Annotated in this window: 10 protein-coding genes; all 10 read left to right on the forward strand. The window is 63.4% G+C overall.

All coding sequences use genetic code 11. The features are described from left to right. Positions 1–535: 535 nt before the first annotated feature. Positions 536–1918, forward strand: coding sequence for a biphenyl 2,3-dioxygenase subunit alpha (bphA1, locus tag ROP_RS39410; protein WP_012687209.1), 1383 nt, complete (start codon positions 536–538; stop codon positions 1916–1918). Between the two features lie 81 nt (positions 1919–1999). After that, positions 2000–2563 carry a biphenyl 2,3-dioxygenase subunit beta gene (gene bphA2 / locus ROP_RS39415; protein WP_005254552.1) on the forward strand — a complete coding sequence of 188 codons (564 nt, stop codon included), beginning with the start codon at positions 2000–2002 and terminating at the stop codon, positions 2561–2563. An 8-nt stretch (positions 2564–2571) separates the two neighbouring features. Next, on the forward strand, positions 2572–2895 hold the full coding sequence (gene bphA3, locus ROP_RS39420) for a biphenyl 2,3-dioxygenase ferredoxin component (protein ID WP_012687210.1): 324 nt from the start codon (positions 2572–2574) through the stop codon (positions 2893–2895). Then, positions 2892–4130 carry an NAD(P)/FAD-dependent oxidoreductase gene (locus ROP_RS39425; protein WP_005254550.1) on the forward strand — a complete coding sequence of 413 codons (1239 nt, stop codon included), beginning with the start codon at positions 2892–2894 and terminating at the stop codon, positions 4128–4130. The genes bphA3 and ROP_RS39425 overlap by 4 nt, the downstream gene beginning before the upstream one ends. Before the next feature lie 325 nt (positions 4131–4455). Beyond that, the gene (gene bphC / locus ROP_RS39430) at positions 4456–5409 is read left to right on the forward strand and encodes a biphenyl-2,3-diol 1,2-dioxygenase (RefSeq protein WP_005254549.1); all 954 of its coding nucleotides are present in this window, start codon (positions 4456–4458) and stop codon (positions 5407–5409) included. Positions 5410–5446: 37 nt separating this feature from the next. Further along, complete coding sequence (gene hcaB / locus ROP_RS39435) at positions 5447–6259, forward strand: 3-(cis-5,6-dihydroxycyclohexa-1,3-dien-1-yl)propanoate dehydrogenase (RefSeq protein WP_005254548.1); 813 nt, start codon at positions 5447–5449, stop codon at positions 6257–6259. 281 nt (positions 6260–6540) lie between these two features. Then, positions 6541–6705, forward strand: a complete 165-nt coding sequence (locus tag ROP_RS43680) for a hypothetical protein (RefSeq protein ID WP_005254547.1) — start codon at positions 6541–6543, stop codon at positions 6703–6705. Positions 6706–6885: 180 nt separating this feature from the next. Further along, the gene (locus ROP_RS39440) at positions 6886–11664 is read left to right on the forward strand and encodes an AAA family ATPase (protein WP_012687212.1); all 4779 of its coding nucleotides are present in this window, start codon (positions 6886–6888) and stop codon (positions 11662–11664) included. Further along, entirely contained in the window at positions 11661–12290 is a 630-nt protein-coding gene (locus ROP_RS39445) for a response regulator transcription factor (protein ID WP_012687213.1), read from the forward strand. The genes ROP_RS39440 and ROP_RS39445 overlap by 4 nt, the downstream gene beginning before the upstream one ends. Before the next feature lie 46 nt (positions 12291–12336). Further along, positions 12337–13213 (forward strand): IS5 family transposase gene (locus ROP_RS42270; RefSeq protein ID WP_397504779.1). Its coding sequence is split into 2 segments (ribosomal slippage): positions 12337–12681 and positions 12683–13213, totalling 876 coding nucleotides; the frame shifts between segments, so codons are not numbered across the junction. The last annotated feature ends 14 nt before the right edge of the window (positions 13214–13227 follow it).

The following is a 13227-nucleotide window of genomic DNA, read 5'->3' on the forward strand; positions in this document are numbered from 1 at the left end:
CCGAATCCGATGTGCTCGCGGCCCCGCATTCCACGCCATCACCTGCATGCGGTGATCACGGCTGCGCACTGTTTCGGCCAGCTGGCTAATGAGTTCGATGATTCGGCGCCGGGCATCCTCCAGTTCCGTTGCCAAGCGCTCTTCCTCCATCGACCTTGCGGCGCGGTTTCTGCCCTACATGGTCGAGCTTCCCAGTCCCACAAGCATTCCGAGGCGTTCATGCGGTCCGCTGACAACTCCTACCGTACGGTCTCGACACCCCCGCCGCGGCAGTGTCCTCGCAGCGGAAACATGGAGCAGGTCCGTCGATCCATCGGACCGGCGGGTTCCGTAGTTTTCCCGGATGTTCGCCGATGAGATCTGGATCACTATGGATGCCAGCGAGTGAGCACGGCGAATGGATCGGAAGTTTTTCCGTCGGGCCGTGGTTCACCGTCGGCGACGTAGCCGAAGGCATTTACGACGCAGACCTGAGTTCCATTGAACGCACTAACGACCGTACAAGTGTGATTTGCCGACGAGAAAGGAAAGCCGCATGACTGACGTGCAATGTGAACCCGCGCTTGCGGGGAGAAAGCCCAAGTGGGCCGACGCGGACATCGCTGAACTCGTAGACGAAAGGACCGGCCGGCTAGACCCGCGGATCTACACCGACGAGGCGCTGTACGAACAGGAACTGGAGCGGATCTTCGGTCGCTCGTGGTTGCTGATGGGCCACGAGACGCAGATTCCGAAGGCCGGCGACTTCATGACGAACTACATGGGCGAGGATCCCGTGATGGTCGTTCGTCAGAAGAACGGGGAGATCCGCGTCTTCCTCAACCAGTGTCGCCACCGCGGAATGCGGATCTGCCGCGCGGACGGGGGCAATGCCAAGTCATTCACCTGCAGCTATCACGGCTGGGCCTACGATACGGGCGGCAACTTGGTGAGTGTGCCTTTCGAGGAGCAGGCCTTCCCCGGGCTGAGGAAAGAAGATTGGGGCCCGCTACAGGCTCGCGTCGAGACCTACAAGGGCCTGATTTTCGCAAACTGGGACGCTGACGCCCCGGACCTGGACACCTATCTGGGTGAAGCGAAGTTCTACATGGACCACATGTTGGATAGAACCGAAGCGGGCACCGAAGCGATCCCGGGGATTCAGAAGTGGGTCATTCCCTGCAACTGGAAGTTCGCAGCGGAGCAATTCTGCAGCGACATGTACCACGCGGGCACCACATCCCATCTTTCCGGCATTCTCGCGGGCCTGCCTGATGGCGTCGATCTGTCGGAGCTCGCGCCCCCCACGGAAGGCATCCAGTACCGCGCAACCTGGGGCGGGCACGGTAGCGGCTTCTACATCGGCGATCCCAACCTGTTGCTCGCCATCATGGGGCCGAAGGTCACCGAGTACTGGACTCAGGGCACTGCCGCAGAGAAGGCTTCCGAGCGCCTGGGAAGCACAGAGCGTGGCCAGCAACTAATGGCGCAGCACATGACCATCTTCCCAACCTGTTCGTTCCTGCCAGGCATCAACACCATCCGAGCGTGGCACCCTCGCGGGCCGAACGAGATCGAGGTCTGGGCCTTCACCGTCGTTGATGCCGACGCACCCGAGGAGATGAAAGAGGAATACCGCCAGCAGACACTGCGAACCTTCTCGGCAGGTGGTGTCTTCGAGCAGGACGACGGCGAGAACTGGGTTGAGATCCAGCAGGTGCTGCGCGGACACAAGGCCCGCAGTCGGCCGTTCAACGCGGAGATGGGACTCGGCCAGACCGACACGGACAATCCCGATTACCCCGGCACGATCAGCTACGTCTACAGCGAAGAAGCGGCGCGTGGGCTGTATACGCAATGGGTCCGGATGATGACTTCGCCGGACTGGGCTGCACTGGACGCCACCCGACCCGCAGTGTCCGAGTCGACCCACACGTGACCGCGGCGGGGCGAGCGGACCGCGGTGGAACCATCGCCGGGTCTCCACCTGAACAGAACTCCCGACTGATTAGGAAGAATTATGATTGACGCCGAATCGCCAACCACGGCATTTCGAACAAAACCCGCACCAGTAGACCCCAGCCTGCAGCACGAGATCGAGCAGTTCTACTACTGGGAGGCGAAACTTCTCAATGACCGCCGCTTCCAAGAATGGTTCGATCTGTTGGCCGAAGATATTCATTACTTCATGCCAATCCGAACCACGCGTATCATGCGAGAAGCCGAACAGGAGTATTCCGGCGCCCATGAATACGCACATTTCGACGACAATGCGCAGATGATGCGAGGGCGCCTGCGCAAGATCACTTCCGATGTGAGCTGGTCAGAGAACCCGGCCTCGCGCACGCGGCACGTGATTTCCAACGTCATGATCGTCGACGGTGATAACCCTGGTGAATACCACGTCTCGAACGTCTTCATCGTGTACAGAAATCGGCTCGAGCGGCAGCTCGATATCTTCGCTGGGGAGCGGAAGGACATTCTGCGTCGAACTGGTAGCGAAGCGGGTTTCGAACTCGCGAAGCGAACGATCCTGATCGACCAGAGCACAATTCTCGCCAACAACCTCAGCTTCTTCTTCTAGGAGTGACGATGGCCCTCACAAAGATATGCAGCTCCGGCGATTTGGCGCCGGGTGAGATGCTTCGCTTCGAGGAAGGTCCAGAGCCGATTCTGGTCTGTAACGTGGGCGGAGAGTTCTTCGCGACTCAGGACACCTGCAGCCATGCCGATTGGGCACTCTCAGACGGGTATCTCAAGGACGACGTCGTGGAGTGCACACTCCACTGGGCCAAGTTTTGCGTGCGCACTGGCAAGGCGAAGGCGCTCCCGGCCTGTCTGCCGTTGCGGACCTTTGTGGTCAAACTCGAGGGAGACGACGTTCTCGTGGACCTCGAGGGCGGAGTGACGACATGACTTCCGACATCGTGGTCATCGGGGGCGGGGTCGCTGGCGTGAGTGCCGTGCAGTCGCTGCGTTCGGAAGGCTATGACGGGCGTCTGTTCCTGATCGGCAAGGAACGCGAACTCCCATATGACCGCACCTCGCTTTCCAAAGCGGTCTTGGCCGGGGATCTGGCCGATCCCCCGCCGCTGTCACCGGCTGACTGGTACGACGAGCTACAGGTAGAGACGGTGCTCGACAGGACGGTCCTGCAGGTGGATGTCACCCGCAAGGAGGTTCTGCTCGACGGCGGCCGCTCGCTCGAGGTCGATCGTGTTCTCTTGGCGACCGGGGCCAGCGCGCGCGTTCCCTCCTTTTCCGGCGCCGACCTTCCTGGCGTCACCACCCTGCGAACGGTGGACGACGCGCAGCGGCTGCGCCAAGACTGGGAGCCAGGACAACGGCTCGTCGTCGTCGGCGGAGGCTTGATCGGCTGTGAGGTTGCCACCACCGCTCGGAAGCTCGGGCTCGAGGTCAGCATCCTCGAGGCCTCAGACGAGTTGCTACAGCGCGTTCTGGGCCGCCGGATCGGTGGCTGGTGCCGGGCGCGCCTCGAGGAACTCGGGATTTCGGTCATGGTGAACACGGGAGTCGCCGAGTTCGACGGGGTGGACAGGATCACCGCCGTGATCGGCACCGACGGACGGCGTTTCCCGGCAGATAGTGCAATCGTGTGCGTCGGCGCGGAACCCGAGACGGCGATAGCCGAGCAGGCTGGGCTTGCGTGCAGCCGCGGCATCATCGTGAACGATTCCGGCGGCACCGCCGCTGAGGGGGTCTTCGCGGCCGGCGACGCGGCATCATGGCCGCTACGGACGGGCGGCCGGCGGTCGCTCGAGACCTACATCAACAGTCAGAAAGAGGCGACCGCAGTTGCGTCCGCGATGTTAGGGAAAGCCGTTCATGCGCCGCAACTACCGCTGTCGTGGACCGAGATAGCCGGACATCGCATACAGATGATCGGCGACATCGAAGGTTCAGGGGAGTACGTCATGCGAGGCGCTCCCGACGACGGCCCGGCACTGCTCTTCAGGCTCACCGACGGCAAACTGACTGCGGCCCTTTCGGTGGATGCTCCGCGAGAGTTCGCCATGGCGACCCGCCTTGTCGAGAGCGGTGCTCAGGTGGGCCGGGACGTTCTCGCCGACACAAGCGTGGAGTTGCGCGAACTGAATCGGGCGGCACGCGAGAGAACAACAGCGGCATGACAGAGAGCCCTGATCGCGGAGTGATCAGCGGTGCCGCTAGGGCCGATCACTCATCCGCTCCGCCGCGCCACTGGTTCGGCGACGATATGCACCAACGGTCGCCTGCTCTGCTGGATCGAGAACATGTCGAAGACTGGGTAGGACGCCAACGCAGGCACCGCGATCGAGTCGCATCTCCCAACCAGCGGTCAAGTCGGCTCGGGACGCCGGGTGGCCAATCTCCTTCGGCCATCACACACGGCAACAGGAAAGCCATACCCGAGGTCCCTGGGTGATTCACAGCCTGCGGCCGACGGCGCAAATCACACTCCAAGAAAGGTAAGAAATGAGCGTTCAGAGACTTGGTTACATGGGCTTCGAGGTTGCGGATGTGCCCGCATGGCGCGCCTTCATGACGGAAAAACTGGGGGCCATGGAGGCCTCGAGCAGCGAGAATTCGGCGCGGTTCAGGATTGACTCCCGCAGCTGGCGCCTGATGGTCGAAAAGGGACCGTCGGATGACATCTCGCTCTCGGGCTACGAGGTCGAGAGCGAGGACTCGCTACTCGCGATCAAAAAGCGTCTCGAAGCGCATGGAATCGAGGTGACAACAGAGAGCGGCGAGTTGGCGGACGATCGCGGTGTCCTCGGACTGATTTCGTGCACGGACACGGCAAACACCCGGGTCGAGATCTACTATGGCGCGACGGAGCTGTTCGAGAAGCCGTTCATCTCGCCGACCGGGGTCTCGGGCTTCACGACCGGCGACCAGGGGTTCGGCCACTACGTGCTGGCTGTGCCGGATATAGATGCTGCCCTGGATTTCTATGTCAAGGGCCTGGGCTTCCATCTCTCCGACATCATCGACTGGAAGCTCAACGATGAACTGACGGTCAAACTCCACTTCCTGCACTGCAACGGTCGACACCACACCCTGGCGCTCGCCGGTCTCCCGGGAGCAAAGAAGACTCACCACTTCATGCTCGAGACCAAGCATATGGATGACGTGGGCCTTGCCTACGACAAGTTCGATGCGGACGGGACAGTGGTCATGACGCTTGGCCGCCACACCAATGACCACATGCTCTCATTCTACGGCGCGACCCCCTCCGGATTTGCCGTCGAATACGGCTGGGGCGCTCGCCAGGTCGAACCAGGCTGGTCCGTCGTGCGCTACGACAAGATCAGCATCTGGGGTCACAAATTCGTTGCCGAGCGCGACAGGCAAGTGAGCAGCAACGCAATCGAGGATGAATTGATTGACATCGATGCCACGCTGAGCGCCCCGGCGCAAGCGTAAGACGAACCGAACTCACAAGACGAAGAAAGGGATTCAGATGGGTTGGCTGGAAGACAACGTCATGATCGTCACCGGCGGAGGGTCGGGCCTAGGCCGGGCGCTGGTCGAGCGATTCCTGGGAGAAGGAGCCCGGGTGGGTGTCCTGGAGAAGTCGGCGGAGAAGGCTGAGAAGCTTGCCAACGACTTCGGCGAGGATGTCCTCGTGGTCGAAGGCGACGTGCGCAAGTACGACGACAATGCGCGCGTCGTCCAGGAAACGGTTCGCCAGTTCGGTCGCCTCGACACGTTCGTCGCGAACGCCGCGATCTGGGACTTCTCGACGAAGATGGTCGATATCCCGGTGGACCGACTGGACGCCCTCTTCGACGAAATGTTCCACATCAACGTCAAGGGCTACTTGCACGGTGCACGTGCGGCGGTCGAGGAGCTCGCCGCCACCGGAGGCTCGATCATCTACACCGTGTCGAACGCCGGCTTCTACCCCGGCGGCGGCGGCCCGCTCTACACCGCGTCGAAGCACGCGGTAGTCGGGCTGATCAAGGAACTGGCCTTCGAACTCGGCCCCAAGATCCGCGTCAACGGGGTGGCTCCGGGCGCAATGCCCACCGATCTGAGAGGACCTGGTTCGCTCGGAATGGGCGAAACCACCATCACCTCAGTGCCGCTCGGCGATCTGGTCAAACAGTGCACCGTGCTGCAGGAGCTGCCCGAGGCGGCGGACTACACCGGGCACTACGTTCTGCTGGCTTCGAAGGCGAACTCGAGGACGGCAACCGGCGCGATTATCAACTGTGACGGCGGGATGGGGGTGCGCGGCTTGGCCGAGACGGCCGGCGGAAACGACCTGTAAAAAGCAGCCCTCGGAAAGGAAGAAACAACAGCGAACGACACCAGGCCCACTTTCGGTACCCGACGCCCTCGCCGAAACACTCAACAATGACCACGTTTGGCTGAAGAAGGCCGACAAGATGACCTTCGGGGTGACACATGTGTACACCGGGAAGCTAACCCTCGTCGTCCGCATGGACTTCGGCAGGGGCGTCATGTCCGACGTCGTCGAACATGCCAACGCGGACGACGCGCCACCCAGCGAATTCGTGCTCACCGGTGAACAGCGAGAACTGGCGGCGCATGCTGGTGACAGGCGAGCTCACCGTCAACATCGCGCTGGTCACCAAGCAGATCTCGGTGAAGGGGAAGATGGGACCCCTGCTGAAGGACATCCCACAGTTCAAGTACATCATCGTCAAGTTGAGCGAGCTCGGGCCCCGCGCATTGGATCAAGAGGCCACTTGACCTGGCTACCTTCCGAAGTCTCGGGTAGGTCCTTCCCGAACCTCCGGGATAGCAGTCGGTGACCACGGTGCCGGGATCCCCTCCGGGCCCACATTGTGGTTACCCAGCCGCTCATGGCGCGAGTCTGGTTTGTTGGGGAGACTGGACCGTGACAGCGAAGTCGCTGATCTAGGGAACAACATGGAAATCGACACCGTGAGGGTGCTGCGGCAGAGTCCGGGCATCACGACGACTCTGGCCCTGTCGGGCGAGACCCGTGAACGTGTGGTTGTCCGGCGGGTGGATCTATCCATGACGTTCCCATGGAGTTGGCACTGGCTCGAAGGTGAGCTGGAGGCCATGCGCAGGGCGAGGCTGCCACACGTCATCCCCACCCAGATTGCACACAAAGGACCCGACCACGTCGATCTCGTCCGCCCATTCATAGCTGGTCTCGACATTCGAGAATGGTCTGCGCAGGAGTCACCCCAATCGCTCGACGTCCAGCTCCAGCTGATGTGCAACCTGTTCTACGCACTGGCTCGTCTGCACCGAATGGGAATCGCTCACGGCGGGGTGAAGCCAGCGAATATCATGCTCGCGGAGGGCACCAATCAGCTCGTTCTCCTCGACGCCAGCGTGACGCGGACTCAATTGGCTGCCGTGACCCATCCCGTCGAGGGGCCGGAAGGTCGATATCTGCTTCCGGAAAGTCCCGGACTCGCACACCCGGCGGCGGGCTTCACGGCCGACATCTTCGCAGCGGGGTGGGTACTCCTCGAGTCGACCGCGGAGGGAAATCGGACGGCCAGCGCGTTGCGTAGGGCGAACCCTCGTATCGGTACCCACGCAGAGCTGTCACACCTGGTCGATATCGTCGGCCTCCCGGCTACGCTGCGCCCGATATTTCTCAAGCTGCTGAGCCCACGGGCAGCGATCCGCTACGAAAGCGCCGACGAGGTGCTCGCAGCGCTCGAGGCGGTGGTCGCGACCGGCGGTGGGGAGAGCGCTCTCGCGTCTGCTGTCGCGCCGCCCCGGCAGTGCGGATCGCTCGCCTACGTGGAGCCGCCGTTGGTAGGCAGGCATGACGAACTCGCCACCCTCACCGCATGTGCCGACGGCGCGAGCCGATCGTCCGGCGCGGTCACATGCCTGAGCGGTGAGTCAGGAGTCGGCAAGAGCCGCCTGCTCGACGCCGTCGCCACGCACGCCTCGACGGCCGGGGTGACCGTGATGCGTGCCGGCGCGTTCGACCACGCGGCGGCCCGTCCCCTCGGCCTGTTCGCCGGCCCTTTCCGCGACGTGGTCGCCTACTTGACCGCGCACCCGCGCGAGGCCGAGCGGGTGCGCGGAGAAATGGGTGAGCTGCTCCCGGCAGCACTCGAACAGATACCGGAGCTGACCGCTGCCTTCGGCGATCCACCCGCGGCGAAGAACTCCGACAGCGGATTCGGCGATCACGCGGTAGCCGCCGCCCCGACTGCCGTCGCTCGACTTCTTCGCTCCGTCTTCACCAAGGAACAACCTGGACTGATCGTGGTCGACGACTGTCAGTGGGCCGACGATCTCAGCTGGCAGGTGCTCGCCAAACTAGCTTCGACGATAGCGATGGAGGAAACGCGATCCCAGTCGAACGTGTCGTTGATATGTTCGTGCCGAACGGAAGCTGTTGCGCAAGTGAGGGCCTGGGAAATCAGTGATATCGAGTTTCTCGACCTTCAGCCGTTGTCCGCAGCCGATACGGAGGAATTGATCCGGTCGATCGGTGACCGTATCCCCGACGAGATCATCCCCTATGTCACGAAGTACTCCAAAGGCAATCCGCTCGAAACCATGCTGGTTTTCCAGGCGCTCGTCGACTCGTCGGCGTTGACGCGCGAGTCGGGTCGATGGGTGATGGACGAGAATGGGATGGCGTCACTCCCGCTGCCGTCGCAATCCCGCGATTCCGACGCCGCGTCGGGGAGGGACAGTGTGCTCGTCTCGTCACGGCTGAGTCTATTGTCGCCGGACACACAGCAGGCGATACGTCAGGGCGCGGTGCTGGGACGCCGGTTCTCGTCCAGGCTTCTGTACGCGGCACTGGCGGCGAGCCCCACGGACGTCGATCAGCTCCTCCTGGAGGCAACCCAGCACGGAATCGTGCGCGGCATCGCGGACGGCGGCCACGCCGAGTTCGAATTCACGCACGATCGGCTCCGCGAAGCCGTGCTGAGAACCTTGACCGACGACGCCCGGCGCGAGCTGCATCTGCGCGCCGCACAGGCACTCGAAGGCGTCCCTGCGGTTCGGGCCGACTACGACATCGCGTATCACTTCGACCGCTCCGGCCGAGCCGCATCTGCAGTGCCGTACGCCCTACGTGCGGGCGAGGCGGGACTGAGGCACAATGCGCTCGACGTCGCGGAAGGCAACTTCAAGATCGCTGAAACGGGACTGGCCCTGTGCGAGTCGGCCGACGACACCGCGAGATTCCGTGTTCACGAAGGACTCGGCACAGTCCACATGCTCCTTGGGAACTACGATCTGGCCGCGAAGGAACTGGCGTGGGCATACGAGCTGACCCGTGCGCGCTCGGGACTCGACTCTTCACGGGTTGCCACTCTGCTCGGCGAACTCGCGTTCAAGACAGGCCGATTCGATGATGCCGCGGAGTGGATGCGACAGAGCATGCACGACATCGGGCTTCGCTTGCCCCGGAGTTCCATACTCGCCGCCGTATTCGCGGTCGGCGAGGTGGGTCTGCTTACCCTTGGTTGGCTCTCTCGCCGAATCCGGCCGGGCCGAGCCGGAACAGAGCGTGACCGCCTGGCCGCCCGCATCCACAACCGGCTGCTATACGAATGGTGGTTCGTCAGGTCACCGATCTGGCTGGTATTGGCCATCCTCCGTGGCGTGCGTTTCGCGAATGCCGCAGGAAGCACGCGTGAGCGGGCACAGGCATACTCCACCGCTGCCGTGATTTCCGGTGTAGCCCCCGTCCTTGCGCCGCTGGCGTTGCGCCTCGCCGACCGCTCGCTGCGACTGCGCCAGACGGCGGGCGAAGGCTGGGGCATCGCCCAGTCGCACCATTTCCGGGGATTCGTTCTCTACGCTGCCAACCGGTACGACGAGGCGATCGCGGCGTTCGACACCGCAATCGCCGCCTTCGACACTGTCGGGGATCGTTGGGAACAGGTAGCCGCGATGTGGCAAAAGGCGCTGTGTCTGGCTCGACAAGGGAAACTTCACGATGCGGGAGTGCTTGCGCGTGACACCTACTGGGAGGGCAAGCGCAGAGGCGATCGGATCGGCGCGGGGACCGCCCTCGCGATCTGGGTCTCGTGCCTGCCGGGTGAGGTGAGCATGGAGACGATCTCTCGTGAACTGCGGCAGACGAATTCGGGCGACCGCCACACGATGGCGATGTTGCATGCGGCGCGGGCCTGGCGACTTTTCCACGCGGAGCAGGACGTGCAGGCTGTGGACGCGTTTCGGCAGGCAGACGAGCTGATCCGCGGTTCGGGCATCAGGAATCATTTCCTCGCACCGATCCTGACCGCGCACCTGCAGGTCCTTCGCCTCTCGCACGACGCCGCACCTGCCTGGTGGACGGAGGAACGCCGGCTCCAGGCCACGGCCGCACGACGGCAGCTCACTCGTGCCCGGTGGTCGGCCATCGTCTTCTGGGGCGAGCGGCCCGCGGTTCTGCGGGAATGGGCGTTGATGTCGTTTTCGCGGGGACACAAGTGGCGCGGCCGCATGATCTTGGCCGCAGCATCTCGCAGCGCATTCCGATACTCGGCGCAAGGCGAACTCGCCGCATGCGCTCTGGTCGCTACACTGGTGGGGCTCACACCCCGACGAGGGCCGCTCAGCGCGCTGGCGCCGGTGACCGAACTGTGCCGACCGCTGGGTATCCGGGTGGATCGCGGGATCGTCGAGTCGGCGCACTCGCGAGACGCCCTCGTCGGCAGGGGCTCAGCCCGGCACCAGGCCCTGCTCGACGCTGTGAGCAGCATCGTCGCCTCCGAAGACATCGACGAGGTTCTCGACAAGCTCCGAGACGCAACTTTCGCGACGACCACCGCGCGCCGAGTCGAGATCTCGCGCCATACACCGGTGAGCGTCGATGCGATCAGAGTTCCGAACGCGTCTCCAGCGTCGATGCTCGGGGATTCGGGGGCGGCCGGTGAGGCCCGCGAAATGAAGTTGACGGAGCGCATCATCAAGCCGGTCGTCGGGAACGATGTCACCGAAACCGCGGTCGTCGCGGCCTTTCCCCTCGGTGAGAGCGAGCACCACGGGCCGACCATGGAGGTGCTGGCCGCGCTGGCGGGCGCCGTCATCGAGCGGGAGGGCCTTCGGCGAGCGTCCATGGAACGGATAGTGGAAGTGCAGGAGGCCGAGCGCGGGAGAATCGCACGTGATCTGCACGACGAGTTCGGCCACCTCTTCGCGGGCGTGATGGACGGACTCAGTGCTCTACAGAACTCCGAAGACGCCACCACACGCCAGACTGCGACCGATGTCCGCACGATCGTCCGACAAGGGATACAGGTGGCCCGGACTGTCGCGTGGTCATTGCGGCCCTCGGGGCTCGACGATCTAGGGCTCACCGGCTGCATCGAGCAGTACGTGGAAGATTGCCGGCAGATGTACCCGATCCGGATCGAACTCACCGCAACGGGACAGCCGATATCCGTTCCGCCGGCGGTCACGACCGCAGTCTTTCGTATCGTGCAGGAAGCACTGACCAATATCGGCCGACACAGTCGCGCCGGGGAGGCGAGTGTCATGATCGTGTCCTCGGCAGACACCCTGCGGGCCGTGGTCGAGGACAACGGGACCGGATTCGACCTCGACCTGGTCGGACAGCGCAGGTCGCTGGGATTGATCGGAATGCGGGAACGGGCCCGGCTGGTAGGCGGACGGATGTCCGTCGAGTCCCGACCAGGACAAGGTACGACGATAATGGTGGAGGTGCCGATCAGACGATGATCAGCGTTGTGGTGTGTGACGACCATGGCATTATCCGGTCCGGGATCCAGAGGATCCTCGAGACCACGACGGACTTTCACCTGGTGACGTCCGCACCGACCGGAGAACTTCTCCTGCAAGCAGTGCGAGACTTCGCGCCGGAACTGGTGGTGCTCGACATCCGACTGTCCGACTGCAACGGCCTCGACCTGTTGGAACAGATTTCAGCCATCTCGCCCGAGACCCGTGTCGTGATGCTCAGCATGTACGGCGCCAGGGGGTACGTCGAGAAGGCGAAGACGCGGGGTGCGCGAGGGTACATCACGAAGGAATGCCTCGACGAGGAGCTCGTGTCTGTCCTCTACGCCGTGATGAAGGATGAAGGATTTGTCTCGTTTCGAGCCGACACCACCGAACCCGGCGGCTCCGAAGGCCTGCTCGAGGCCAATATCGACTCTCTTTCTTCAAGGGAGCTCGAGGTAATGAAGCTGATCGCCTCCGGCCTCACCAACACCGAGATCGCGGAGGAACTGACGGTCTCCCCGCGCACCGTCGAGAGCCACCGAGCCAGCATTCAACGCAAGCTGCTGATCCGCACCCGCGCCGAACTGGCCCGAGTAGCCCGGGACGCAGGCCTTTTGGACTAGAGCGTGTCTGCTTAATGTTCGGGAATTGATGCGTGATGCTGGGTATGTGTTGCGCGCCGACGAGATCCCCGATGACCTGTGGGCTGTGATCGAGCCCGTCCTACCCGCACTGGCGGGCCGAAGGGGGCGTCCGTGGAACGACCACCGGTTGACCCTGGAAGGAATCGCCTGGCGGTTCCGAACCGGATCACCGTGGCGCGATCTGCCCGAATACTTCGGCCCGTGGCAGTCGATCTGGGAACGGCATCGCCGCTGGTCGGACGACGGCACCTACATTCGGATGTTCGCCGCGGTGCGGGCGGCAGCCCCCGAACGAGAGGAACAGCTCGAACGTCTGCTGTCGATCGACTCGACGATTGTCCGCGCACACCAACATTCGGCTGGCGCCCTGACCGATGCGCACACAGGGGGCTCGGTCGAATGACAAGAATCTGGCCAACGAACCCGCAGACCACGCACTCGGCCGCTCCCGCGGCGGGCTGAGCACCAAGATCCACGCCCTCACCGATACCTTCTGCTGCCCGCTGACGCTGCTGCTCTCGCCGGGACAGGCAGGCGACAACCCCTACCTGGCGCCGCTGCTCGACGCGCACCGCGCCCACGACACCGCAGCGTTCCGCCTGCTGGCCGACAAGGCGTACTCGCACCCGAGCACCCGAAAGAACCTGCGGGAACGCAGAATCTCGCACACCATCCCCGAACGCTGCGACCAGATCCGACGCCGCAAGACGAAAGGATCGGACGGGGGTCGACCGCCGGCGTTCGACAAGGACCGCTACCGCGAACGCAACGCCGTCGAGCGTGGTTTCGGGCGTCTCAAGCAGTGGCGTGGCATCGCCACTCGATACGACAAGTACGCCACCACCTTCCTTGGTGGCGTACTCTTCGCTGCGCTCGTCATTCATCATCGTGTCCGTAAATAGCAGACACGCTCTAG

Origin of the sequence: Rhodococcus opacus B4 (genome assembly GCF_000010805.1) — a bacterium.
GTDB classification, from domain to species: Bacteria; Actinomycetota; Actinomycetes; order Mycobacteriales; family Mycobacteriaceae; genus Rhodococcus_F; species Rhodococcus_F opacus_C.